This window comes from Nocardioides sp. NPDC127503 (assembly GCF_040302165.1).
Taxonomy (GTDB): domain Bacteria; phylum Actinomycetota; class Actinomycetes; order Propionibacteriales; family Nocardioidaceae; genus Nocardioides.
Genome location: NZ_JBEORH010000003.1, coordinates 350,993 through 374,181 on the forward strand (window position 1 = coordinate 350,993; position 23,189 = coordinate 374,181).

General features: G+C 68.6%; 23 protein-coding genes and 1 tRNA gene. 13 read left to right on the forward strand and 11 right to left on the reverse strand.

Translation table 11 applies throughout. From position 1 onward, the window contains the following. The first annotated feature begins 114 nt into the window (after positions 1–114). Positions 115–1,656: an MDR family MFS transporter gene (locus tag ABTW65_RS08745; RefSeq protein WP_350659647.1), complete on the forward strand. Its 1,542-nt coding sequence runs from the start codon at positions 115–117 to the stop codon at positions 1,654–1,656. A gap of 41 nt (positions 1,657–1,697) precedes the next feature. Here ABTW65_RS08745 and ABTW65_RS08750 read toward each other — a convergent pair whose 3' ends face one another. Continuing rightward, complete coding sequence (locus tag ABTW65_RS08750) at positions 1,698–2,333, reverse strand: TetR family transcriptional regulator (RefSeq protein WP_350659648.1); 636 nt, start codon at positions 2,331–2,333, stop codon at positions 1,698–1,700. 146 nt (positions 2,334–2,479) lie between these two features. Between ABTW65_RS08750 and ABTW65_RS08755 the strand changes: the two genes are divergently transcribed. The 3 genes from ABTW65_RS08755 to ABTW65_RS08765 are packed head-to-tail and all read left to right on the forward strand — an operon-like array spanning position 2,480 to position 4,956. After that, a complete protein-coding gene (locus ABTW65_RS08755) occupies positions 2,480–3,574 on the forward strand; it encodes a flavin reductase family protein (RefSeq protein WP_350659649.1) in 1,095 nt (364 codons plus the stop codon). 24 nt (positions 3,575–3,598) lie between these two features. Next, positions 3,599–4,726, forward strand: coding sequence for a fatty acid desaturase family protein (locus ABTW65_RS08760; RefSeq protein WP_350659650.1), 1,128 nt, complete (start codon positions 3,599–3,601; stop codon positions 4,724–4,726). A 26-nt stretch (positions 4,727–4,752) separates the two neighbouring features. Continuing rightward, positions 4,753–4,956, forward strand: a complete 204-nt coding sequence (locus ABTW65_RS08765; RefSeq protein WP_350659651.1) for a hypothetical protein — start codon at positions 4,753–4,755, stop codon at positions 4,954–4,956. 102 nt (positions 4,957–5,058) lie between these two features. Here ABTW65_RS08765 and ABTW65_RS08770 read toward each other — a convergent pair whose 3' ends face one another. Both ABTW65_RS08770 and ABTW65_RS08775 read right to left on the reverse strand, forming a co-directional pair. Further along, positions 5,059–5,235: a DUF6104 family protein gene (locus tag ABTW65_RS08770; RefSeq protein WP_183543693.1), complete on the reverse strand. Its 177-nt coding sequence runs from the start codon at positions 5,233–5,235 to the stop codon at positions 5,059–5,061. A gap of 12 nt (positions 5,236–5,247) precedes the next feature. Further along, positions 5,248–5,934, reverse strand: coding sequence for a TetR/AcrR family transcriptional regulator (locus ABTW65_RS08775; RefSeq protein WP_350659652.1), 687 nt, complete (start codon positions 5,932–5,934; stop codon positions 5,248–5,250). Between the two features lie 86 nt (positions 5,935–6,020). Here ABTW65_RS08775 and ABTW65_RS08780 point away from each other — a divergent pair, with 86 nt between their 5' ends. Then, complete coding sequence (locus tag ABTW65_RS08780) at positions 6,021–8,192, forward strand: MMPL family transporter (protein ID WP_350659653.1); 2,172 nt, start codon at positions 6,021–6,023, stop codon at positions 8,190–8,192. Between the two features lie 63 nt (positions 8,193–8,255). Here ABTW65_RS08780 and ABTW65_RS08785 read toward each other — a convergent pair whose 3' ends face one another. Then, positions 8,256–12,002: a multifunctional oxoglutarate decarboxylase/oxoglutarate dehydrogenase thiamine pyrophosphate-binding subunit/dihydrolipoyllysine-residue succinyltransferase subunit gene (locus tag ABTW65_RS08785; RefSeq protein WP_350659654.1), complete on the reverse strand. Its 3,747-nt coding sequence runs from the start codon at positions 12,000–12,002 to the stop codon at positions 8,256–8,258. Positions 12,003–12,222: 220 nt separating this feature from the next. On the opposite strand from ABTW65_RS08785, the gene ABTW65_RS08790 reads away from it, so the two are divergent. Both ABTW65_RS08790 and ABTW65_RS08795 read left to right on the forward strand, forming a co-directional pair. Next, positions 12,223–12,888: a hypothetical protein gene (locus tag ABTW65_RS08790; protein ID WP_350659655.1), complete on the forward strand. Its 666-nt coding sequence runs from the start codon at positions 12,223–12,225 to the stop codon at positions 12,886–12,888. Next, the gene (locus tag ABTW65_RS08795) at positions 12,885–13,832 is read left to right on the forward strand and encodes an LCP family protein (RefSeq protein WP_350659656.1); all 948 of its coding nucleotides are present in this window, start codon (positions 12,885–12,887) and stop codon (positions 13,830–13,832) included. Before ABTW65_RS08790 ends, ABTW65_RS08795 begins: the two co-directional genes overlap by 4 nt. Positions 13,833–13,834: 2 nt before the next feature. Here ABTW65_RS08795 and ABTW65_RS08800 read toward each other — a convergent pair whose 3' ends face one another. Next, positions 13,835–14,683 carry an alpha/beta fold hydrolase gene (locus tag ABTW65_RS08800; protein ID WP_350659657.1) on the reverse strand — a complete coding sequence of 283 codons (849 nt, stop codon included), beginning with the start codon at positions 14,681–14,683 and terminating at the stop codon, positions 13,835–13,837. Between the two features lie 52 nt (positions 14,684–14,735). Between ABTW65_RS08800 and ABTW65_RS08805 the strand changes: the two genes are divergently transcribed. Then, on the forward strand, positions 14,736–15,497 hold the full coding sequence (locus ABTW65_RS08805) for a lysophospholipid acyltransferase family protein (protein WP_350659658.1): 762 nt from the start codon (positions 14,736–14,738) through the stop codon (positions 15,495–15,497). Between the two features lie 9 nt (positions 15,498–15,506). Here the strand turns inward: ABTW65_RS08805 and ABTW65_RS08810 are convergent, their stop codons facing one another. From ABTW65_RS08810 to ABTW65_RS08820, 3 genes are all read right to left on the reverse strand, one after another. Then, entirely contained in the window at positions 15,507–15,851 is a 345-nt protein-coding gene (locus ABTW65_RS08810; protein ID WP_350659659.1) for a MazG-like family protein, read from the reverse strand. Positions 15,852–15,905: 54 nt separating this feature from the next. Further along, entirely contained in the window at positions 15,906–16,253 is a 348-nt protein-coding gene (locus tag ABTW65_RS08815) for a VOC family protein (RefSeq protein ID WP_350659660.1), read from the reverse strand. Positions 16,254–16,314: 61 nt separating this feature from the next. Further along, on the reverse strand, positions 16,315–16,920 hold the full coding sequence (locus ABTW65_RS08820; RefSeq protein ID WP_350659661.1) for an acetoacetate decarboxylase family protein: 606 nt from the start codon (positions 16,918–16,920) through the stop codon (positions 16,315–16,317). A gap of 106 nt (positions 16,921–17,026) precedes the next feature. Here ABTW65_RS08820 and ABTW65_RS08825 point away from each other — a divergent pair, with 106 nt between their 5' ends. Further along, a complete protein-coding gene (locus ABTW65_RS08825; RefSeq protein ID WP_350659663.1) occupies positions 17,027–17,233 on the forward strand; it encodes a DUF4287 domain-containing protein in 207 nt (68 codons plus the stop codon). Positions 17,234–17,251: 18 nt separating this feature from the next. Beyond that, positions 17,252–18,112, forward strand: a complete 861-nt coding sequence (locus ABTW65_RS08830; protein ID WP_350659664.1) for a class I SAM-dependent methyltransferase — start codon at positions 17,252–17,254, stop codon at positions 18,110–18,112. Positions 18,113–18,299: 187 nt separating this feature from the next. On the opposite strand, the gene ABTW65_RS08835 is transcribed toward ABTW65_RS08830, so the two are convergent. Continuing rightward, complete coding sequence (locus ABTW65_RS08835) at positions 18,300–18,527, reverse strand: hypothetical protein (RefSeq protein WP_350659665.1); 228 nt, start codon at positions 18,525–18,527, stop codon at positions 18,300–18,302. Between the two features lie 101 nt (positions 18,528–18,628). Next, positions 18,629–18,701: transfer RNA gene (locus ABTW65_RS08840), tRNA-Arg, on the reverse strand. An 86-nt stretch (positions 18,702–18,787) separates the two neighbouring features. Between ABTW65_RS08840 and argS the strand changes: the two genes are divergently transcribed. Further along, positions 18,788–20,452 (forward strand): arginine--tRNA ligase, encoded by a 1,665-nt coding sequence (gene argS, locus ABTW65_RS08845; RefSeq protein ID WP_350659666.1) that lies wholly within the window; start codon positions 18,788–18,790, stop codon positions 20,450–20,452. Beyond that, positions 20,452–21,837 carry a diaminopimelate decarboxylase gene (gene lysA, locus ABTW65_RS08850; protein ID WP_350659667.1) on the forward strand — a complete coding sequence of 462 codons (1,386 nt, stop codon included), beginning with the start codon at positions 20,452–20,454 and terminating at the stop codon, positions 21,835–21,837. The genes argS and lysA overlap by 1 nt, the downstream gene beginning before the upstream one ends. A gap of 6 nt (positions 21,838–21,843) precedes the next feature. Here lysA and ABTW65_RS08855 read toward each other — a convergent pair whose 3' ends face one another. Then, positions 21,844–22,416, reverse strand: coding sequence for an ASCH domain-containing protein (locus ABTW65_RS08855; protein WP_350659668.1), 573 nt, complete (start codon positions 22,414–22,416; stop codon positions 21,844–21,846). 81 nt (positions 22,417–22,497) lie between these two features. Between ABTW65_RS08855 and ABTW65_RS08860 the strand changes: the two genes are divergently transcribed. Then, complete coding sequence (locus tag ABTW65_RS08860) at positions 22,498–23,160, forward strand: hypothetical protein (RefSeq protein WP_350659669.1); 663 nt, start codon at positions 22,498–22,500, stop codon at positions 23,158–23,160. The last annotated feature ends 29 nt before the right edge of the window (positions 23,161–23,189 follow it).

A 23,189-nucleotide genomic window follows, 5' to 3' on the forward strand; every position in this document is an offset into this window, starting at 1 on the left:
GCCGGGGGGCTCGAAAAGTTTCTCGTGGCGTGATGTCGAAATCGGCCCCGCCCGTTCGATCTATGTATAGAGCGGGTGGCACCGGGCCCCTGCGTACGACCCGAGGAACACGTCATGACTGCTGCCGTCACAACATCGCATCGTCCACAAGACGGTGAGAAGCGGCGTACGCCTGCCGTCATCACCCTGCTCGTGCTGGCCACCTTCGTGGTGATCCTGAACGAGACGATCATGCTCAACGCGATCCCGAACCTGATGAACAGCTTCGGGGTCACCGAGCATGCCGCTCAGTGGGTCTCGACCGCGTTCATGCTGACCATGGCCTCGGTCATCCCGGTGACCGGCTGGTTCCTGCAGCGGGTGACGACCAGGACCGCGTACGCCACGGCGATGGGTGTCTTCATCGCCGGCACCCTGATCTCGGCGATCGCGCCGGTCTTCGGGATCCTGCTCGCCGGCCGAGTCATCCAGGCGGCCGGTACCGCGGTGATGATGCCGCTGCTGATGACCACGCTGATGACGGTTGTCGACGAGAGCGACCGGGGCCGGGTGATGGGCAACGTCACCATGGCGATCTCGGTCGCGCCGGCGCTCGGGCCGACCGTGTCCGGGCTGATCCTGGGCTTCGGATCGTGGCGACTGCTCTTCCTGCTGGTCCTGCCGATCGCGATCGGGGTCGCCTGGTCCGGGCTGCGCAAGCTGGAGAACGTGGGCGAGACCTCCGAGTCGACCGTGGACTGGGCGTCCGTGGTGATCGCCGCACTCGGGTTCGGATCTCTGGTCTACGGGCTGAGCCGCTTCGCGGAGAGTGAGGTCGGGCGTCCGGTGGTGATCGCCGCCTTCGGTGCGGTGCTGATCGTCGGGTTCGTGTTCCGTCAGCTCCACCTGCAGCGGGTCGGTACGCCGTTGCTGGACCTGCGCGCGTTCCTGCACTCCACCTTCACCAAGGCGCTGGTGCTGATGGCGATCGCGTTCCTGGCGATGATGGGCTCGATGATCCTGCTGCCGCTCTACCTGCAGACCGTGCGCGGCCTGTCCCCGCTGATGACCGGTCTGCTGGTCATGCCGGGTGGCCTGGCCATGGGTCTGCTCGGGCCGACCGTGGGACGGATCTTCGACACGTACGGTGGCCGGGTGCTCGTGATCCCGGGCTCCGTCGGCATCGTGGTCGCTCTCGCCGGGCTCTCGCAGATCTCGCTGACCACCCCCTACCTGCTCGTGCTGGTGCTGCACCTGGTCCTGATGGTCAGCCTGGCGGCGGCCTTCACCCCGGTCTTCACCCTGGGCCTCGGCTCGCTGCCCTCGCACCTCTACTCCCACGGCTCCTCGATCCTGGGCACGCTCCAGCAGGTCGCGGCCGCCTTCGGCACCGCGCTGGCGGTCACCGTGATGTCCGTACGCAGCGACCAGGTCATCGACGAGGTCGGCGCCATCGCTGCCCAGGTGAGCGGCCTGCAGGCCGCGTTCATGGTCAGCGCCGCGCTGGCTCTGATCGTGGTCGTGATGGCCGTCCTGCTGCCGGCTCGGGCCGAGGGCTACGGCGAGTCCGACGAGGAGTCCGCTGAGGATTCTGCCGAGGAGCCGGATGCAGATATCGACGCCGAGCTCGCCGAGCTGTGCGAGCACGGGCGCGAGCCTGCTGTGTGCGGCTGCTGAGCCGTATGCCTGTGTAGGAATACCCGGTTAACCGGGTATTCCTACGACTCCGAGCGCCACTGATAGACGCCGATCAGCAACATCCTCAGCTGGGTGCGCACGGTGGCGACGATCTGCTCCTCCTGCTCGGGACGGGCGGTGGAGAGGATCTGCTCGGCGGTGGCGACCAGGACAGTCACGAACAGCGACGAGAGCACGTGCAGGTCCTTGGCCGTCCAGGTGTCGGTGCCGGTCATCAGCGCCAGGTCGGTGGCGAGCTCGCGCTCGCAGAGCTCGATCTCGCGGTGGATGGCCTCGCGCACCGAACGCGGCCCGGCGACACGCTCGCGGGCGATGAACCCGAAGTGGTCGCGGCGCCGGTGAACGTGGTCGACGAGCGCATCGATCGAGCCGTCGACGATGTCTTGGTCGGCCCGGGCGTTGCGGCGTACGTCTCGAAAGAGGTCGCGCAGCGAGTCGAATGACTCCTCGACCAGCGCCAGCCCGAGCGACTCGATGGAGTCGAAGTGGCGGTAGAACGCGGTCGGTACGATGCCGACCTGTTTGGCGACCTGGCGTAGCGAGAGCGCTGTCAACGAGCTGTCGGTGCACAGCTCCAGCGTCGCGTCCAGGATCGCTCGCCGGGTCCGGAGCTTGCGCTCCGCACGGCTCTCAGGCTCGGCACCCGTCTCGATCACCAGACCATCCTAGGCGCAGAGGTCGGTGGAGCGTCAGGTGCACACCTGTACACCGTGATCTGGACCACGCTCGCAGCGTCTTGACGCGTGCTGGGATGACCCGCCATGGTTGTCGGTGTACAGATGTTCACTGAAAGGCGAAAGACATGGCACTCGACCTCGGCGGCCGGATCCTCCGCTCCCGCACGGTTGCGGCGCTCGCCTCACCGCACGGCATCGACCGCTATCTGACCCAGATCAACCCGATGCTGGCCGCGCACGAGGTGCGTGCCCGCATCACCGACATCCACCCGGAGGTGAGCGCGCCTGGCGCGCCCCGGGTGGCGACCGTGACGCTCCAGCCCACCTCGACCTGGCGCGGCCACCGCGCCGGTCAGCACGTCAGTGTCGGCATCGACACGGGGGAGGGGCGGCGTACCACCCGCGTCTTCACCGTTTCCAACACCGAGGGGAAGCCGGGTGAGCCGCTCACCATCACGGTCCGTGCCCACGACGACGAGCACGCGACCCCCTACAGCATCTCCAAGTACCTGACCGAGCGGGCCACCGTCGGCACCCTGGTCCACCTGTCCCAGGCCGAGGGCGACTTCGTCCTCCCCGACCGGGTGCCCGAGCACATCCTCCTCATCTCCGGAGGCTCCGGCATCACCCCGGTGATGTCGATGCTGCGCTCCCTGCAGCGGCGTACGCACCGGGGCAAGGTCACCTTCCTGCACTGGGCGCCCAGCGCCGACCGCCAGATCTTCGCCGACGAGCTCGAGGAGATCCGTCACCAGGGCCACGGCGTCGACCTGCACATCCTCCACACCGCCGACGGGGCGCCCTACCTCTCCCCGGCGCTGCTGGAGAAGCTCGTCCCGGGCTACCGCGATGTACCGGCCTGGGCCTGTGGGCCTGCGTCGCTGATCGAGGCGGCCCAGGGTGCGTACGAAGGGACCGACTCGCTCCGCGTGGAGTACTTCAAGCCGCCCAAGAACGCCGGCGTGGCCGGTGGCGAGATGGAGTTCGCCCGCACCGGCAAGACCGTCGCCAACGACGGCGCCACGATCCTCGACCAGGCCGAGGCCGCGGGGCTGACCCCCGAGTCCGGCTGCCGGATGGGGATCTGCTTCTCCTGCACGACCAACAAGAGCTCCGGAAGGGTCCGCAACATCCTGACCGGCGAGACCTCCGAGCTCCCCGACGAACAGATCCGGATCTGCGTGAGCACGCCCGAGGGCGACTGCTCCGTGGACCTCTGACGATTCCTCCAAGGAGACATCCCCATGACCACCGTTGAGAACACCGGAAACCGCCGGCTGAGCCCCGAGGAGCTGGAGGCGTTCGGCGCCGAGATGGAAGCCATCCGCCAGCGGATCGTCGCCGACCTGGGCGAGAAGGACTCGGCGTACATCTACGACATCGTCAAGAAGCAGCGCGCCTTCGAGCTCGCCGGCCGCGCGCTGTTCTACCTGCCCGTGATCGGCTGGGTCCCGGCCGTCGCCTGTCTGTCGATCTCCAAGATCCTCGACAACATGGAGATCGGGCACAACGTCATGCACGGCCAGTACGACTGGATGGGCGACCCCGACCTCAACTCGCGCATGTTCGACTGGGACACGATGGCGCCGGCCGAGAACTGGAAGTACGGCCACAACTACATGCATCACACGTTCACGAACATCGTGGGCAAGGACCGCGACGTGGGCTACGGCATCCTCCGGATGGACGAGGACCAGAAGTGGCACCCCTACTACCTCGGCAACCCGCTCTACGCGTTCTTGCTGATGACGTTCTTCGAGTGGGGGGTGGCGATGCATGACCTCGAGGTCGACGAGCTCGTCGCCGGTCGCCGGACCTGGGCCGAGAACAAGGAGATCGGCGCCCGGATCTGGCGCAAGGTGAAGAAGCAGACGCTGAAGGACTACGTCCTCTTCCCGCTGCTCACCGGCCCGCTGGCGCCGCTGACCTTCGCCGGAAACTTCACCGCCAACATCATCCGCAACATCTGGACGTTCAACATCATCTTCTGCGGCCACTTCCCGGCCGGCGTCGCCTCCTTCTCGCAGGAGGAGTGCGAGGACGAGACCCAGGGTCACTGGTACTACCGCCAGCTCCTCGGCTCCGCCAACATCACCGGTGGGCGCATCTTCCACATCATGTCCGGGAACCTGTCCCACCAGATCGAGCACCACCTCTTCCCCGACCTCCCCGCCCGCCGCTACCCGGAGATCGCCGACGAGGTCCGCGAGATCTGCGAGCGCTACGACCTGGCCTACAACACCGGCCCGCTGCACCAGCAGCTGTGGGGCGTCTTCAAGAAGATCTGCAAGTACGCCCTTCCCGACCGCAAGAAGCCGGCTTCCGTGGGTGTCGAGAGCACTCCCGCTCTCGCTACCGAGGTGGCGGCATGACGCCTGACCAGCCACAATGGGTTGTCATGGAGCCCGAGTTGAGCAAGAACGAGATCCGCAAGGATGTCGCCCAGAGTGCCGTCGAGGTCACCGCGACCACGGTCGGCCAGGTCACCATGATCATCACCGGCGCCGTACGCGACGTGGCCGGTGCCATCGGTGGCCTCGCCACCGAGCTCTTCGAGCTCCGTGCCGCCGCCAAGCGAGCCGAGAAGGACCTCGCCGAATAGTAGTAGTTCTGGCGGCCGAAGCCGCAGTTGTGGGCGACGAAACCATCGTTTCGTCGCCCACAACTGATTTCTCGCTCGCCAGAGCTGCGGACTCGGCGGGGGTCAGTCCTCGGGGTCGTCGAGGCGGGCCAGCCAGGTGGCAAGGCGCTCGATGGGGGTCTCGTGCTCGGGGTGTACGTCGACGAAGGCCTGGAGCTGCTCGGCCAGCCAGGCGAGGGTGACCTCCTCGTCGCCCCGACGGGTGACGAGCTCCTCGATGCCGCGGTCGGTGAAGTACATGGGCTCAGTCTTTCATTCTGCGTTCAGCGGCGCGTCGGAGGCCGGGCCTCCGGAGAGGCCGCGTACGACCATGCCGAGGGTGACGTTGATGAGGCGATCGCGCTCGGGGTCGGGGCAAGTGCGGTAGGGCCCGTCGATGAGCAGGACCGCGAGGCCGTGGACGGCGGCCCAGGCGGCCGTCTCGGCTTCGGGGCGCAGCTCCGGAGCCAGCCAGCCGGCCGCGACGAGGTCGTCGAGAGCCGTGGTGAGGAAGGCGTAGGGCGGGGCTTCGGCGAGGATCGCTGACATCTCCGCGGGCGGGTGTGGGTCTCCGTCGTGGGGACGGAGGAAGGCAGTGCGGAACAGGCCGGGCTGAGCTAGGGCAAAGCGGATGTAGCCGCGCCCGGCCGCGGCGAGGCGCTGCACCGCGGCCTCGGCCGGATGCGGAGACGGCTTCTCGGCGGCCAGGAGGTCGAGGATCGTCGCGGCCAGCCGGTCCATGGCCTCGTGCTTGGCGGCGACGAGCAGGTCGGCCTGGTTGGCGAAGTGGCGGTAGGTCGCGGTCGGGGTCACGCCGACCGCGCGCGCCGCAGCTCGGATGGTCACCGCGTCCGGGCCGCCCTCCTCGGCAAGCGTCGCGGCCGCATCGACCAGCGCGTTCCGGAGGTCGCCGTGGTGGTAGGGCCGGGCGCCCTCGTCCGAGCTCTCTGAGGGTTTCACGGAATTCATGTTGACACCTGCCCACATCAAAGGGAAAGTTAACACCTGCAAAGTTTACGCCTGCCCACATTCATTCTGGAGGAATCGTGTTCCACCGACTCGGCACCCTCGTGGTGCGAAATCCGCGCCGGGTCCTGGTGATCGGCCTGGTCGCTCTCCTCGGCGCGATCTATCTGGCCACCTCGGCCTTCGGCAAGCTCGACGACGCCGGCTTCGACGACCCCGCCTCGGAGAGCAGCCGCGCGGCCATCGCGCTGGAGGAGGGGTTCGGCAACGGGGCCGGGTTCCTCCTGACCGTGAGCGCCGCCCACGGCGCCGTGACCGAGGGCACCGCCGCGAAGGACGCTCAGGCGCTCGTCGAACGCCTGCGAGCCGATGACGACCTGACCGACGTCGTCTCGTACCTCGACGCTCCCGGGCCCGGCATGATCTCGGACGACGGAACCCACGGACTGATCTCCGTCGGCGCGAAGAACCCGGACGCGGTCGACGCGGCTGCGGTGATCGACCGCTACACCGACGAGACCGCGACCGACGGGGCCACGACGGTCCACGTCGGCGGCCAGCTCGCGACCTTCGAGGAGGTCGGCAGCCAGATCGGTGCCGACCTCGCCCTTGCTGAGGCGATCGCGATCCCGCTGATGATCGCGCTGCTGGTCCTCGCCTTCGGCAACGTGGTCGCCGCCATCGTCACCATGGGAGTCGGCGGGTTCGCCATCGCCGGCACCTTCGCCGAGCTCTCGGTGCTCGGCAACTTCACCGACGTCTCCATCTACGCCCTCAACCTGACGACCGGCCTCGGACTCGGCCTCGCGGTGGACTACGGCCTGCTGATGGTGGCGAGGGTCCGCGAGGAGCGAGCCGCAGGAGCGGAGCACTCCGACGCCGTCGTGCGCGCCGTGGAGACCGCCGGCCGGACGATCGTCTTCAGCGCCACCACCGTCGCGGTCTCCCTGGCCTCGCTGCTCGTCTTCCCGCTCTACTTCCTGCGCTCCTCGGCGTACGCCGGCATCGGGGTCATGGTGATCACCGCCGTGGTCGCGGTGGTGCTGCTCCCTGCCACGATCACCCTCCTGGGCGACCGGATCGACGCCCTCCGCGTCCCGGGCGTACGCGGTCTCCGCGGTGGCGCGGCCCCGTTCTGGACACGGCTGGCCGGCTTCGTCACCAGACGGCCGTGGGTCGCGCTCCCGGTCGTGGCCGTCCTGCTCGCGATGGCCGCGCCGCTGGCCGTGATCGAGTTCGGCACCCCCGACGACCGCGTCCTCCCGGCATCGGCGGGGAGCCGTCAGGCCGGCGACCTGCTTCGCGAGGAGTTCGACGGCGACGGCACCAGCCCCATCCGCGTCGTGACCACCTCGGTCGTCGACGACGAGAGCCTGGCGACGTACGCCGCCGACCTCTCCCGGGTCGACGACGTCGACCGTGTCGACACCCGCGTCGGGACGTACGTCGACGGCACCCTCGCGTCGACGACGCCGGCACTTCCACCCGGCGACGGTGTGGACGAGCTCGCCGTCGTCAACCAGCTCGACCGCCAGTCCGAGGAGGCGCGTGACCTGGTCCGTGACGTACGCGCTGTCCCGTCACCACAAGGAACCACCGCGCTCGTGGGTGGGGGTGCCGCGGAGCTGCTGGACTCGCTCGACGCTATCGGCGCCAAGCTCCCGTACGCCGTCGGCGGACTCGCGATCGCGATGGTGGTGATCCTGTTCCTGTTCACCGGCAGTCTGGTCCAGCCGCTCCGGGCCCTGGTGCTCAACGTCATCGGCCTCGGCGCGACGATCGGGACGACCGTGGTGATCTTCCAGGAGGGATTCGGCGCCGACCTCCTCGGCTTCACCGCGATGCCGCTGAACGTATCGATGGTCGTCCTGCTGCTGGTGATCGCGTTCGGGCTGTCGATGGACTACGAGGTCTTCGTGCTCGGCCGGATCACCGAGATGCGCCGGCGGGGGCTGAGCAACGTCGATGCGGTCGTACAGGGGCTGGCCCACACCGGTCGGATCGTCACCACTGCCGCCGCCCTGATCGCGACCAGCTTCTTCGCGTTCATGGTCAGCGACATCAGCTTCATGAAGTTCTTCGGCCTCGGGGTCGGGCTGGCGATCCTCATCGACGCCGTCCTGATCCGCGGCATCCTCCTCCCGGCAGCCATGCGGGTGCTCGGGGAAGCGGCCTGGTGGGCGCCGCGACCGCTGCGGCGCCTGCACCGCAAGGTCGGGCTCAGCGAGGAGCCGGTCCCGGTCCCCGTCTGACCAAAACCATGCCGAGTCGGCGCGTTAGAACGCGCCGACTCGGCATTGGGGTTGATCCGGGGATCAGGAGAAGGCGCGGTCGATGAGCTCCTTCTGCTCGACCGTGTGCCGCTTGATGGTGCCGACGGCGGTGGTCGAGGAGGCCGGGCGGGTGATCGGCTCGACCTCGCGGCCCAGCTCGGGGACCACGTTGAGGTAGTAGCTCGGCCACGGGCCCTGGTTGAAGGGCTCGTCCTGGACCCACTTGACCTTCGCGTTGGGGTACTTCGCGAGCTCGGTGGCGAGCTCCTCGGTCGGCCACGGGTAGAGCTGCTCGACGCGGACGATCGCGACGTCCTCGCGGCTCCGCTTCTTGCGCTCGACCGTGAGGTCCCAGGTCAGTCGGCCGGAGACCAGCAGAACGGTGCTGACCTTCGAGGCGTCCGTCTCGGTGTCGGGGATGACCGGCTGGAACGAACCCGAGGTGAAGTCGGCCGGCTGGGAAGCGGCCTCCTTGCGGCGCAGCATCGACTTCGGGGTGAAGACGATCAGCGGCCGGTGCTCGGCGCCGAGGGTGTGCGTACGCAGCAGGTGGAAGTACGACGCCGGCGAGGACGGCTGCGCCACGACCATGGCCTCGTCGGCGCACAGCGTGAGGAACCGCTCGATGCGCGCCGAGGAGTGGTCGGCACCCTGACCCTCGTAGCCGTGCGGCAGCAGCAGCACGACACCCGAGTCCTGGCCCCACTTGGTCTTGCCTGCGGAGATGTACTCGTCGATCACCGACTGGGCGCCGTTGACGAAGTCACCGAACTGCGCCTCCCACAGGACCAGCGAGTCCGGCCGTGCGACCGAGTAGCCGTACTCGAAGCCGAGGGCGGCGTACTCGGAGAGCAGCGAGTCGTAGACGTAGAACTTCGCCTGGTCCTCGGTGAGGTTGTTCAGCGGCGTCCACTCGTCGGCGTTCTTGCGGTCGATCATGGTCGCGAAGCGCTGCACGAAGGTGCCGCGACGCGAGTCCTGACCGGCCAGACGCACCGGGCGCCCGTCCATCAGGAGCGACCCGAACGCCAGCGTCTCGCCGGTGCCCCAGTCGATGCCGCCGTCGGTGATCTGGGTCGCGCGACGCTGCAGCTGCGGCATCACCTTCGGGTGGACCGTGAAGCCGTCCGGCGGGGTGACGTACGCATCCGCGATCCGCTTCAACACATCGTTGGTGATCGCGGTGACGGTCTCGCCGACAGGCTTCTCCGGGTAGTCCGGGACGGTCTCCCAGGCCTGCGGCATCTTGTCGGCCTCGCGCACCTCGGTGAAGACCTGCTCCAGGCGAGCCTGGTAGGCGGCCAGCACCTGCTCCGCCTCCTCGATCGTGATGTCACCACGACCGATCAGCGACTCGGTGTAGAGCTTGCGGACCGAGCGCTTCTGCTCGATCAGGTCGTACATCATCGGCTGGGTGAACGACGGGTCGTCGCCCTCGTTGTGACCGCGGCGGCGGTAGCAGATGAGGTCGATGACGACATCCTTGTTGAACGCCTGGCGGTACTCGAAGGCGAGCCGCGCGACGCGCACGCAGGCCTCCGGGTCGTCGCCGTTCACGTGGAAGATCGGCGCCTGGACCATCCGGGCGACGTCGGTGGCGTAGAGCGAGGAGCGCGACGAGCCCGGCGAGGTGGTGAAGCCGACCTGGTTGTTGATGACCAGGTGGACGGTGCCACCGGTGCGGTAGCCACGCAGCTGGGACAGGTTCAGCGTCTCCGCGACCACACCCTGGCCGGCGAAGGCCGCGTCACCGTGGACCAGCAGCGGCAGGACCGGGAAGACCGCGCCCTGGTCGAGCACGTCCTGCTTGGCGCGGGCGATGCCCTCCAGGACCGGGTCGACGGTCTCGAGGTGGGACGGGTTGGCGGCGACGGAGACCTTGATCGTGTCGCCCAGGTCGGAGAGGAACTCGCCCTCGGCACCGAGGTGGTACTTCACGTCGCCGGAGCCCTGGACCGTGCGCGGGTCGATGTTGCCCTCGAACTCGCGGAAGATCTGGTTGTAGGACTTGCCGACGATGTTGGCGAGCACGTTGAGGCGGCCACGGTGGGCCATACCGATGGTGACCTCGTCCAGACCGGCCTCGGCAGCGGCCTCGCAGACCTCGTCGATGACCGGGATCGCGGTCTCGCCACCCTCGAGGGAGAACCGCTTCTGGCCGACGAACTTCGTCTGCAGGAAGGTCTCGAAGGCCTCGGCCTCGTTGAGCTTCGACAGGATCCGGAGCTGCTCCTGGCGCGGGGTCTTGTCGTAGGGCCGCTCGACGCGGTCCTGGATCCACCGGCGCTGCTCGGGGTCCTGGATGTGCATGTACTCGATGCCGGTGGTGCGGACGTAGGAGTCACGCAGGACACCGAGGATCTCGCGCAGCTTCATAAACGGCTTGCGGCCGCCGGCGAAGGAGCCGACCGGGAACTCGCGGTCGAGGTCCCACAGGGTCAGCCCGTGCGACTCGATCTGCAGGTCGGGGTGCGAACGCTGCTTGTACTCCAGCGGGTCGGTGTCGGCCATCATGTGACCACGCACGCGGTGGGCGTGGATGATCTCGCCGACCTTGACCTGCTTGGAGATCTGGTCGTCGTGGGTGGTGTCGATGTCCTGGTTCCAGCGGATCGGCTCGTACGGGATCCGCAACGACGCGAAGATCTCGTCGTAGAACTCGTTCTCACCGAGCAGGAGCCGATGGACGGTGGCCAGGAACTCGCCGGACTGGGCGCCCTGGATGACCCGGTGGTCGTACGTCGAGGTCATCGTCATGATCCGCGAGACCGCGTTCTGCGCGAGCTTCGAGGGGGAGGCGCCCTGGAACTCGGGCGGGTAGTCCATCGAGCCGACGCCGATGATCGCGGCCTGGCCCTGCATCAGCCGCGGCACCGAGTTGTTGGTGCCGATGCCGCCGACGTTGGTCAGGCTGACCGTGGTGCCGGAGTAGTCGGCCATGGACAGCTTGTTGTCCTTGGCCTTGCGGACGATGTCCTCGTACGCAGTCCAGAAGCCGGCGAAGTCCATCAGCTCGCAGCCCTTGATGGACGGCGCGACCAGCTGGCGGGTGCCGTCCTTCTTCTGCTGGTCGATGGCCAGACCGAGGTTGATGTGCGGCGGGGTCACCTGGGTCGGCTTGCCGTCGACCTCGGCGTAGGTGTTGTTCATCGCCGGCATCGCCTTGATCGCCTTGATGATGGCGTAGCCGATGAGGTGGGTGAAGGAGACCTTGCCGCCGCGGGCGCGCTTGAGGTGGTTGTTGATGACCGTGCGGTTGTCCCACAGCAGCTTGACCGGCATGTTGCGCACGGAGGTCGCGGTCGGCACCGAGAGCGACACGTCCATGTTCTTGGCGGTGGCGGCGGGGATGCCGCGCAGCGTGGTGTAGGTCGGCTCGTCGGTGACGGCGACGGCGGTCGGCTTCGGGGCGTCCTTGGGAGTGGGCGTCGCGGTGCCCTTGGCGGGCTCGGCGGCCTGCGCGGCCGGGCGCGGCTTGGCCTTGGGGGCCGGGGCCGCCTTGGCCGCCGGCGCCTCAGCGGAGGCAGGGGTGGTCGGCGCGGGCGCGGTGGCCGGCGCGGGGGAGACCGGAGCCTTGGCGGCGGGTGCGGCGGCGGGCGTCGCCGGGGCCGCGGCGCCGTTCGGCGACGCGCCAGGCTGTCCGTTGGTCTCGAAGAACTTCACCCACACGGGGTCAACACTGCTGGGATCCTTCGTGTACTGGTCGTACATCTCCTCGACCAGCCACTCGTTGGCGCCGAATTCCGCTGGGATATCGGCAGTGTTGGGGGACGGGGTGCCTGAGGACACGGCTTGATTCGCCTCTTCCGAATTTTCGCACTGTAAGAAATGGGTTGCCCACTGGCAAGGCTATCCCCACGAACACGCAAATGCCCGATGCAGGCTCTCCCTGTGGACAGGATGTAATCCGTCCCACATCTTGCGTTACCTACCGGGTGTACTTGCAACCCGGGTCGGTATGCGTACAGTGGCCCGGTCCCGGAGCAGGTCTATGAGGCGGATTCCCCACATGACGAGCAGCAGTACGAGGCGCCTTCCGCGCGTCGCAACGGCACTCACGGCGGCGGCCCTGAGCAGCACCTTGGCGCTCACCGGATGCGGCGGCGAGCCCGACAAGCCGGCCGCCTCGTCCTCCCCGTCGCCGACCCCCGCGCCCACGGTGAAGTCGGCCGCGAAGGTCGTCCACGTGCAGGGCAAGTTCCCCAAGAGCCGGCACCAGGCGGTCTCCGCCAACGTGGCCAAGGTCGTCGACCGATGGCTGCAGGCCGCGTACGTCGGTGGTGACTACCCACGCGAGACCTCCACCTTCACGGCCAAGTCCTTTCCTGGCTTCTCCAAGGTCACGATCGCCCAGGCGGGCAAGCAGATGACCCAGATGAGCAACGCCACGATCGCTCCCCACATCGACGGGGTCGAGGTGGTCGCCAGCGACGTCCACGTCGATCTGCTGGCCAACAACAACTACCCGGTTGGCGCGGTCGCCCGGGTGCGGCTGGTCTACGACACCACGGGGGAGCGCGCGTCGCGCCAGACCGTCCGCGGCACGCTGGACATGGTGCCGACCAAGACCTCCTGGGCCGTCTTCGGCTTCAACATCACCCGCGAGGAGAAGCTGGCGCCGAACCCGTCCTCGTCGCCCTCCGCCTCGCCCAGCCCCTCGGGAGACAAGTCATGAGCCGCCTGACGACGCTCGTACGCCGCCGCCTCCTGACCACGCTCGCGCTGGGCGTGGTGCTCGCGCTGACCGCCGTCCTGGTGCCCGACCCCGAGGTCGCCGAGCCGCGCGCCGAGCTGATCGCGACCAAGTGGGCCAAGGGGCTCGACGTCGCCAAGTTCACCCGCAAGGGCGGCACGATCTGGGTCCTCGCGGTCGGCTCGGACGCCCGCCCCGGCCAGAAGGTCACCCGCAGCCGCGGCGACGCGCTGCACCTGATCGGCTTCAACCCGTCCTCGGGCTATGCGACCGACATCAGCATCCCGCGCGACTCCTACGTCAACATCCCCGGCCACGGGCGCGACAAGATCAACTCGGCGCTGCTCTACGGCGGCCCGAAGCTGATGGGCCGCGCCGTCGGCAATCTGGTCGGCGTGCAGCCGCAGTACGTCTTCGTCACCTCCTTCTCCGGCATGAGCGACATGGTGATCGGGATCGGTGGCGTCGACGTCGACAACCCGCGCGCCTTCAGCGATCCGTACGTCGCGCGCTACGGCTTCAAGAAGGGCCGCATCCACATCAGCGGCCCGCACTCGGTCGACTTCGCGCGGGCCCGCAAGACGCTGCCCGGCGGTGACTTCGACCGCTCGGCCAACCAGTCCCGGGTCATTCGCGGCATCCACCGCAAGATCGTCGCCCGGCAGTACGACATCGGCTTCAAGGCCAAGGGCGTCTCGCTGGTGATGAAGAAGATGCACACCACCGGCCTCTCCGGCCGCGACCTCTACCAGCTCGCCAACGCGGTTGCCGCGATCAACCCGGGGAAGATCCGCACCTGCGTCGTTCCCGGCGGGATCGGCAACGCCGGCGCCGCCAGCGTCGTCTTCCCCAACGTCGGGGCGGCCCGGGCGATGGGCAAGGACGCTCGCAACGACGGCCGGCTCAACCGCGGCTGCCGCGGCTGAGGTCACTCGTGCGCGGCGATGAAGTCGCGCACCAGCGGCGCGATCCGCTCTGGATGATCGGCGACCACCCAGTGTGAGCCGGCGACCTCGCGGATCGTCAGGTCCGCGACGTACGGCTGCGGGGCCTCGGTCGCCAGCGCGCGGCTGACGTAGACGTCACCGGTAGGGGTGATGACCTGGACCGGGATGGTGACCGGCCGCGGCTGCGGACGCCCCATCCGGGCGATCGCGTTGGCGCGGTAGAGCTCGAGGCCGTTGATCCGGTCGGCCTGGGTGCGGTCCACGGCCGAGCCGCCGACGATCCGGTCGAGGAACCCCGAGCGCCAGGCGAGCTCGGGGAGCAGGGGTGCCTGGAAGAACCCGATGTAAGTCGACTCGGCGCCCTGCTTGAGACGCTCGAGGACGCCGCGGGCGGTCCGTGCGGGCGTACGCAGCCAGGCCCCGGTCTGGTCGAGGCTCGGCCCCGAGATCGACGTGAACGACGCGATCCGCTCGGACGGCACGTTGCCCGCGACCGCCTCCCAGGTCTGGGTCGAGCCCCAGTCGTGGGCGAGCAGGTGCACCGGCGCCGACGGGCTGACCGCGTCGATGACGGACTGCAGATCCGCGTTGAGCTGCTCGATCAGATAGCCCTCGCGCGTGGCCGGAGCCTGCGAGCTGCCGTGGCCGCGTACGTCGTAGGTCACGATCCGCAGCTCGCTGCCGAGGATCCTCACCAGCGGGAGCCAGACGCTGGCGTTGTCGGGATAGCCGTGGACGCAGACCAGCGTCGGGCGGGTGTCGTCAGGAGACCCGAAGTCGGTGACGGCCAGCCGGAGTCCGTCGGTGGTCGTCACGTAAAGGGTGCTCACACCGGCGAGGCTAGTCGGGCGGCGTTCGCGCCGACGTGACACGATTCGCCCCATGGACATCAGCTATCCGGTCACGATCGCCGCGGCTCGCACCTGGTTCAAGCTCGGCGACATCAAGATCAACATGACCGGCGCGGAGCACATCCCCGAGAAGGGTGGTGCCCTGCTGGCGATCAACCACCTCTCCTTCGTCGACTACGTCATGGCCGGGTTCCCCGGTGCGGAGCGCGGCCGGCTGACCCGGTTCATCGCCAAGAAGGAGGTCTTCGACCACCCCGTCGGCGGCCCGGTGATGCGCTCGTTCCACCACATCCCGATCGACCGCAGCTACGGCGCGGCCGGGATGAAGAAGGCCGTCGACTACCTCCAGGACGGTGAGGTCGTCGGGATCTTCCCCGAGGCCACCATCTCGCGCTCGTTCCTGATCAAGGACCTCAAGACCGGAACCGTACGCATCGCCGCTGACGCCGGCGTCCCGCTGATCCCCGTCGTGCTGTGGGGCACCCAGCGGATCATGACGAAGGGTCAGAAGGTCGACCTGTCGCGCCACAAGACCGTCGGCATCGAGATCGGCCCGCCGCTGCCGGTGACCGGGGAGGACCCGGCCGCCGAGACCGCGGCGCTCAAGGCGCAGATGGAGGGCATGCTCGACCGGCTGATCAAGGCGCACCCCGCCGAGGAGCAGCCCCCGGGCTCGTGGTGGCTGCCGAAGGCGTACGGCGGCTCGGCCCCCACGCTCGAGGAGGCCGAGGCGATGTACGCCGAGGAGCGCAGGCTTCGCGCTCAGCGGAAGGCCGCGAAGCGGAAGTCCTGAGGACTCGCCCTAGGTCGGAGCGCCGGCGCGCTCGGCGACGGCGCCGACCTTCTCGTGGAAGAGGCCGAGCGACCTGGATTCGTTGCCGGTCATGTGCTCGACCGCGGTCATCGCGGTGATCGCAACATCGAGGAGCTCTTCGACGACATCGTCGTAGCTGTGGGTGTTTCCCAAAAAAGGGTTCAGTCGGGGATTCTGGCCGGTGGCTCCGATGAGTGCGGCGATTGCCTCGCCAGCCTCTTCGCTCACCTTCGCGACTCTCCCCCAGAGAACGGCTTCCGCGTCGCGATCGCCCTGGGACTCATCGAGCCACCGGGACAGATACGCGAGCAGAGCCGGCGTAGCGTCGGTCATGCGGTCGGAGTCTAGGGCGCTCCCGGTAATCCGGTCGAGCCTTAGATATCGGGGCTACTCAGCGGGCTGGTAGACCCCGAGCCGGTTTCCGGACGGATCGGTGAAGATGAACCGGCGCCCGCCGGGGTAGTCGTAGGGCGCTTCGGCGATCGTCCCGCCGGCCTTCTCGACGGCCGCCACCGCGGCCTCCAGATCGGTCGTGCGGATCAACGGGAGCGGGGCGACGGGGGTTTCGGAGGCGTACATCCCGCCGTTCTCGTCCTTGCCGTCGGGCCCGACGATCCCGGCGTACATCCCGCCGTAGTCGTTGAAGGACCAGCCGAAGGCGGACTCGTAGAAGGTGCGGGAGCTCGGGAGGTCGGTGACCGCGAGCTCGAGGTAGTCGATGTGGAGTGCATTCATGCCCCTCGACGCTACCTGCGACCACCGACACTCTCGCGCAGTCGAAGCCTGGGTCGAAGGCTCAGCCGAAGGAGATCTCGAAGCCCTTGCCGCGGAAGGAGCCAAGCTTGGCGGCGTCGCGGAGGTAGGCGAGCGGGCCGTCGGGGTCAAAGGTCCAGGTGCCGCGCGCGGGCAGGAGCTTGGCGCCGCCCTTCATGGTGAGCCAGGCGGTGTCGGGGTGCTCCTCGATGCCCGGCTGCTCGACGTTGCCCACCATGGGGAGGCGCGGGGCGAGCTGGGTGACATCGGTGAACCTGGCGGTCGCGATCGGGCCGTCGTCGTGGCTCGTCTCCCAGGAGTGGGTCGCGAGCGGTCCCTTGGTGGACGACCCGCCGCTGAACTTGGCCAGCCCCTTCGGGATCGCCCACAACGTACGGCCACCGGCCACGGAGTCGGGGGAGTCCACCCAGATGTCGACGACGCTCACCGCCTTCTTCCCGTTGGACGCGGTGATCACGCGGGCGGAGAGGAGCTCGTGGTAGGTCAGCGGGCTCGGTTCGGTGTAGTCGACCAGGGCGACGGCGTAGATCCCCTTCGGGTGCCGCTCGTCGACGTCGTGAGCGAGCCGGTAGACCGAGAGCCACATCGATCCGTGCATGTGCCAAGGGGCTGGGGGATAGCTGGTCACGTGGGTCTCCCGAATTTCTGTTGTGGTCCGTGTCGAAGCGGTCATGCTCTGTTCGACGCGTAGGCGTGTGGCGATCGTCGCCACGTTTTACCCAAGGAGACCAGAGATGACCGACCAGGTGAAGGGCCCCGCCGCCTACTTCCCGTCCATCGAGAAGAAGTACGGCCGCCCGATCGCGGAGTGGCAGCAGATCATCCGCGACAGCGGGATCACCAAGCACATGGAGCTCGTGGGCATGCTGAAGAGCGAGTACGCCCTCGGGCACGGTCACGCCAACGCTCTCGTCGCCCATACCCTCGCCGAGGGCGTCTGACCCGCGCCAGGATCCGGCATGGGTTTCACTTCTGCCATGCGCGAGGGACCGTTGGAGATCACCGACCTGCTCTGGTCGGATTCAGGTGAGCCGGTGGTTCGGGCGGAGGCGGTCGCGCTGCTGCGATCGCGCGGGCAGTCGCGGGCGGCACGGACGGTTTCCCTGCTGCCTGAGCGGGACGGTTTCCTCGACGCGGACGCGACCGACGCGCTTGGGCTGCGGATTCATCGTGAGCTGCAGCGGCTGGGGGACGAGCTACAGCTGGGCCGGCGGGTGGCGTCGGTTGTACGTACATTGCTTCCTGTCGGTGTCGAACCGGTACGGGTGGTCGACGTCGGCTGTGGGCTCGGGCATGTGCTGCGGTCGATCGCGGCTCGTGGGGAGCTCCCTGAGCATGTCGAGCTGGTCGGGGTCGACCTCAACACCACGCTCGTCACCGAGGCCTCGCGACTCGCCACGATCGAAGGACTGGACTGCCGGTTCGTCTCGGGTGACGCGTTCGAGCCGGGCGTCGTCATCGAGGACGGAGCACGGACCGTGGTCGTGTCCAGCGGACTCATGCACCACCTCGCGCCGGAGGACCTGGAGGGGTTCTTCGCCGCCCAGGCGCGGCTGGGAGTCGCGGCGTTCGTGCACTGGGACATCGCGCCATGCCTGTGGTCGACGATGGGTGCCTGGATCTTCCACCAGGCACGGATGCGCGAGGCCGTCTCACGCCACGACGGCGTGATGTCGGCACGCCGGGCCCATCCGGCCGAGACGCTGCTGGCGGCCGCAGGCCGTGGTGCGCCCGACTACGCCATCGAGGTGCGCGAGGGTTCGCGCTGGCATCCGAAGGCGCTCGACGTACTCCGTCCTCTCGTGGGGGTGCACCGATGAGCCTGGTCGTCCTCGTGCTGCTTGGCCTCCTCGACGCCGCCTTCAGCGGGTTCCGGTCCGCGCAGGGACGCAGCGGGCTGGTCGACCACGTTCATGAGGACCGCGTGGGCATGCTCCGCGGGCTTCGTCTGTTCCCTTTGCTGTCATTGCCGGCCGCTGCTGTCCTCGCGATCGACCTCTTCCGCGGTCACGGCTTCCAGGCGTACGTCTCCGCCGCCAACTTGTTCCTGCTGGTCATCGTCCCGTTCGCGGCCATCGTGCTGCTCGCGCTGGCGGCGTACGGGATCCTGCGCTGGGAGCTGAGATACCTCGCCTCCGCGACCATCATGGGACCGTGCACGTTCCTGCGTCCGTACGTCGTGACGGCCGCAGCGGTCGTCGTGATCGTCCGCGCCGGGGAGGTGGGAGTGGCCATCGCCGCGACCCTCGCCGTCATCGCGGTGCTCGCCGTGGAGCCGATCCTCGACAACCGCGCCAAAATGAGAGAAACCGCTGGTCACCCAGCGGTCTCATCTGTGCCCCCGGCAGGAATCGAACCTGCGGCCTACGGTACCGGAAACCGGCGCTCTATCCCCTGAGCTACGGAGGCGATGCACTGCTCTAGCAGTGCGAATGGAACCCTACAGGCTGGGACGGATAACGGTGAAACCGACTGGCGCTTATACGCTGGACCTCGTGACTCCTGAGCAGCTTTCCACCGCGGTCGTCGATGTCCTCACCGCGCTCGTCGATGAGGGTGCGATCACCCTTCCCGACGGCGTTCCGAGCACTGTCACGGTGGAGCGACCCCGGCAGAAGGGCCACGGCGACTATGCCACCAACGTGGCGCTGCAGCTGGCCAAGAAGGCGGGGATGAACCCGCGTGCGCTGGGGGAGCAGGTTGCGGAGAAGCTGAAGGCGACCGACGGGATCGCTGACGTCGAGATCGCCGGTCCGGGTTTCCTGAACATCTCCGTCGAGGCCGGTGCCCAGGGCAAGCTGGCGGCCGAGATCGTCGCCGCCGGGGCTGCGTACGGCAACAACGAGGCCTTCAAGGGCCACAACATCAACCTGGAGTTCGTCTCCGCCAACCCGACCGGCCCGCTGCACCTCGGTGGCGTCCGCTGGGCAGCGGTCGGGGACGCGCTGGGTCGCGTGCTGGAGGCGTCCGGCGCCGAGGTCACCCGGGAGTACTACTTCAACGACCACGGCGGCCAGATCGACCGCTTCGCGCGCTCGCTGCTGGCCTGGGCGCAGGGCAAGCCGGTGCCCGAGGACGGCTACGGCGGGGCGTACATCGAGGAGATCGCCAAGCAGGTGCTGGCCAAGGAGCCGAGCGCGCTCGACGGTGAAGACCCGCAGGAGGTCTTCCGTGCGATCGGCGTCGACCTGATGTTCTCCGAGATCAAGCAGAGCCTGCACGACTTCAACGTCGACTTCGACGTCTACTTCCACGAGGACAACCTCCACAAGTCCGGAGCGGTGGACCGCGCCATCGAGAAGCTCCGCGAGCTCGGCAACGTCTACGAGAAGGACGGCGCGATCTGGCTGGCGACCGAGAAGTTCGGTGACGACAAGGACCGCGTCGTCATCAAGGCCGACGGCCAGGGGGCCTACTTCTCCGGCGACCTCGCCTACTACCTCGACAAGCGCGAGCGCGGCTTCGACCGCTGCTTCATCATGCTGGGCGCCGACCACCACGGCTACGTCGGCCGGATGATGGCGATGTGCGCAGCCTTCGGCGACACGCCCCACGAGAACCTAGAGATCCTGATCGGCCAGATGGTCAACCTCCTCAAGGACGGCCAGCCGATGCGGATGTCGAAGCGTGCCGGCACCGTGGTCACCATCGACGACATCGTCGAGGCGATCGGGGTGGACGCGGCCCGCTACGCGCTGGCGCGCTACTCCAGCGACTCCAACATCGACATCGACCTCGACCTGTGGGCCAAGGCCGACAGCGCCAACCCGGTCTACTACGTGCAGTACGTCCACGCGCGCACCTGCCGGATGATGGCCAACGCGGCCGACCTGGGCATGCAGATCGACCTCGACACCTTCGATCCGGAGCTGCTCACCCACGAGCGCGAGGGCGAGCTGCTGCGTGCGCTGGCCGAGCTGCCGCGCGTGGTCGCCACCGCCGCCGAGCTGCGCGAGCCGCACCGGGTCGCCCGCTATCTGGAGAACACCGCCGGCATCTTCCACCGCTGGTACGACGATGACGACTGCCGCATGCTGCCCAAGGGCGACGAGCCGGTGGCGCCCGTCAACCTGGCCCGGCTGGCGCTCGTCTCCGCCGCCCGCACCGTCTTCGCCAACGGCCTCGGGCTGCTCGGCGTCTCGGCTCCGGAGCGTATGTGATGACCTCCCACTCTTCGCCGGGCTCGTTCACCGGCACCTCCCCGGTATGGCTGAAGACCCCCGACGACGTCAACGCCCTCGTGCCGGCGCTGTGGTCGGCGACGGCCGAGAAGACCGACGGTGTCCTCACCGTCGGGGGTGTCGCGGTGCCCGACCTGGTCGCGAACATCAACACCCCGGCGTACGTCCTGGACGAGGCCGACTTCCGCGAGCGTGCCCGCGCGTTCCGTGACGCCTTCACGGGCTACGACGTCTACTACGCCGGCAAGGCGTTCCTGTGCACCGAGGTGGCGCGCTGGGTGGCGCAGGAGGGGCTCTGCCTCGACGTCTGCTCCAACGGTGAGCTCTCGGTCGCGCTGCGCGCCGAGGTGGACCCGGCCAAGATCGGCTACCACGGCAACAACAAGACCCCGATGGAGCTGCGTCGCGCGATCGTCGCGGGCGTCGGACGGATCATCGTCGACTCCTTCGACGAGGTCGAGCGGGTCGCCGCGATCACCGCCGAGACCGGCATCACCGCCAAGGTGATGGTGCGGGTGACCGCCGGCGTCGAGGCCCACACCCACGAATACATCGCCACCGCCCACGAGGACCAGAAGTTCGGCTTCTCGATCTCGTCCGGCGACGCCTTCGAGGCCGTACGCCGGTTGCTGGACGCTCCGAACGTCGAGATGCGCGGGCTCCACTCCCACATCGGGTCGCAGATCTTCGACTCCTCCGGCTTCGAGGTGGCCACCCGGCGGGTGCTGGCGCTGCAGGCGCGGATCCGGGACGAGCTCGGCACCGAGCTGCCCGAGATGGATCTCGGTGGTGGCTTCGGCATCGCCTACACCACCCAGGACGACCCCTCGACGCCCAAGGCCCTGGCCGAGGAGCTCACCGCGATCGTCGAGCACGAGTGCCGTGGCTTCGGCCTCGCGGTGCCGCACCTCTCGATCGAGCCGGGCCGCGCCATCGTCGGGCCCTCGATGTGCACCGTCTACACGGTCGGCACGGTCAAGGAGGTCGCCCTCGACGGCGGCGTGACCCGCACGTATGTGAGCGTCGACGGCGGGATGAGCGACAACATTCGCACGGCTCTCTACGACGCCGACTACTCAGCCACCCTCGCGGGCCGGTCCTCGTCGGCCGGGCCCGTGCTCGGCCGCGTCGTTGGCAAGCACTGCGAGGCCGGCGACATCGTGGTCAAGCACGAGTTCCTGCCCGGCGACATCGCTCCCGGGGACCTGATCGCGGTCCCGGGCACCGGTGCCTACGGCCGTTCGATGGCCTCCAACTACAACCACGCCCTGCGGCCCCCGGTCGTCGCGGTCCGCGACGGTGAGTCCCGGGTGCTTGTCCGGCGCGAGACCGAGGACGACCTTTTCGCCACCGATCTCGGCTGATCGGGCTCACGCCCGCAAGGCACGGAGGACTGCGCGGCCGCGCGGTGAGAGGCGGTAGCCGACGGGGAGGGACTCGGTGAGACCGAGCTCCTTGAGCCGGCGGATGTCGGCCTTGAACGGCTTCTTCTCCCGCCCGATCGAGGCCGCGATGGTCTCGGCCAGCTCGCCGGGCCGGGCCTCGATCAGCTCCAGGTGCTCCTGCGTCCACGGGCCCCGGCGGCTGCGCCGATCCATGTCGGCCAGCTTCGCGACCAGCGCGGCGGTCTCGGTCTTCCCCGGACGCTTGGTACGCAGCGCGACCCGCTCGTCCTCGCCGGCGTAGCGCATCTCGATCCGGTAGACCTCGCCGTCCTTGCGGGACAGGAACGCCAGCAGGTCCTCCAGGGTCATGCCAGCCCGGCGGGCGTCCTCCGCGGTGAGCGTGTCGCACGAAACCGGAGCGACAGAGACGAACTCGACCACGCCGATCCGGGTGCGCTGGCGGCCGCCGGCGACATGCATCGGACGTTTCCAGCGGCGGAAGGCGAGGTCGACCTCGCCGGTGCGGATGCGTTCGAGGTCGGCGTTGGGGAACAGCACGCACCCATCAAACCGCGTGACGTACGAAATTCGGTTTCGCCTTCCCGAAATCCTGGGGTCTGGGGTCCTACGATGGGGCGCATGCCGCGGGGGGTCTACTCAGAACGGACGCTCGCGGCGCCGTCCCAGGCGCCGCGAGCGTCCGTCGCCCGGCTGACGAAGGAGCGGCGGGACAGCGTGACCCGAGCGGCGCAGACGTTCGGCTGGCCGGTGGTGACCGGCAAGGCCGCCGCGCAGCGGCCGGTGCGGTGGGAGGTGCTGGGGCCGGACGTACGCGCCGAGCGCTGCGACCTCGTCGTCGACGGCACCTGCGACGGGATCCTGGTCGAGTACTGGCACGGCAAGGCGTCGCCCGGGAAAGGGCCCTGGCGTCCGGCGCGCTGGGTGGTGGTGCGCGTCCCCGCCCGCCTGCCGAAGACGGCCGCGATGATCGGGCTCTCGCCGGGCTCGGGCAACACCGGCACCGGCCGGGTGCCCACGCCGGTCTTCTTCCCGCCGGAGTTCCGCGCCAAGACCAACGTGACCACCCCCGACGGGGCCGTCATCGCTGCCGACGAGGAGCATGCGCGCGCGCTGTCCCGCTTCGCCAGCCACGTCGTCGACGAGCGGCTGTGGGTGGTGGCCCGCAACGACGCCATCACCGTCACCACCGACGTGGAGCCGGACGCGGAAGAGCTGCTCCGTCGCGTACGTCTGGCGCGTGATGTCGCCGCGGTGCTCCGGCCGATCCCGGAGCTCGCCTGAGAGGTTCCCGAAAACCCTTGACCTCAAGT

Excerpts from the sequence above, each read along its gene's own strand:
- ABTW65_RS08755 (WP_350659649.1), top strand. The coding sequence starts at position 2,480 with ATGGCACTCGACCTCGGCGGCCGGATCCTCCGCTCCCGCACGGTTGCG.
- ABTW65_RS08790 (WP_350659655.1), top strand. The coding sequence starts at position 12,223 with ATGACGAGCAGCAGTACGAGGCGCCTTCCGCGCGTCGCAACGGCACTC.
- ABTW65_RS08835 (WP_350659665.1), bottom strand. The coding sequence starts at position 18,527 with ATGGCCACTCCCACCTCCCCGGCGCGGACGATCACGACGACCGCTGCG.
- ABTW65_RS08825 (WP_350659663.1), top strand. The coding sequence starts at position 17,027 with ATGACCGACCAGGTGAAGGGCCCCGCCGCCTACTTCCCGTCCATCGAG.
- ABTW65_RS08795 (WP_350659656.1), top strand. The coding sequence starts at position 12,885 with ATGAGCCGCCTGACGACGCTCGTACGCCGCCGCCTCCTGACCACGCTC.
- ABTW65_RS08860 (WP_350659669.1), top strand. The coding sequence starts at position 22,498 with ATGCCGCGGGGGGTCTACTCAGAACGGACGCTCGCGGCGCCGTCCCAG.
- ABTW65_RS08765 (WP_350659651.1), top strand. The coding sequence starts at position 4,753 with ATGGAGCCCGAGTTGAGCAAGAACGAGATCCGCAAGGATGTCGCCCAG.
- ABTW65_RS08830 (WP_350659664.1), top strand. The coding sequence starts at position 17,252 with ATGGGTTTCACTTCTGCCATGCGCGAGGGACCGTTGGAGATCACCGAC.
- ABTW65_RS08805 (WP_350659658.1), top strand. The coding sequence starts at position 14,736 with ATGGACATCAGCTATCCGGTCACGATCGCCGCGGCTCGCACCTGGTTC.
- ABTW65_RS08770 (WP_183543693.1), bottom strand. The coding sequence starts at position 5,235 with ATGTACTTCACCGACCGCGGCATCGAGGAGCTCGTCACCCGTCGGGGC.
- ABTW65_RS08760 (WP_350659650.1), top strand. The coding sequence starts at position 3,599 with ATGACCACCGTTGAGAACACCGGAAACCGCCGGCTGAGCCCCGAGGAG.
- ABTW65_RS08810 (WP_350659659.1), bottom strand. The coding sequence starts at position 15,851 with ATGACCGACGCTACGCCGGCTCTGCTCGCGTATCTGTCCCGGTGGCTC.
- lysA (WP_350659667.1), top strand. The coding sequence starts at position 20,452 with ATGACCTCCCACTCTTCGCCGGGCTCGTTCACCGGCACCTCCCCGGTA.
- ABTW65_RS08815 (WP_350659660.1), bottom strand. The coding sequence starts at position 16,253 with ATGAATGCACTCCACATCGACTACCTCGAGCTCGCGGTCACCGACCTC.
- ABTW65_RS08745 (WP_350659647.1), top strand. The coding sequence starts at position 115 with ATGACTGCTGCCGTCACAACATCGCATCGTCCACAAGACGGTGAGAAG.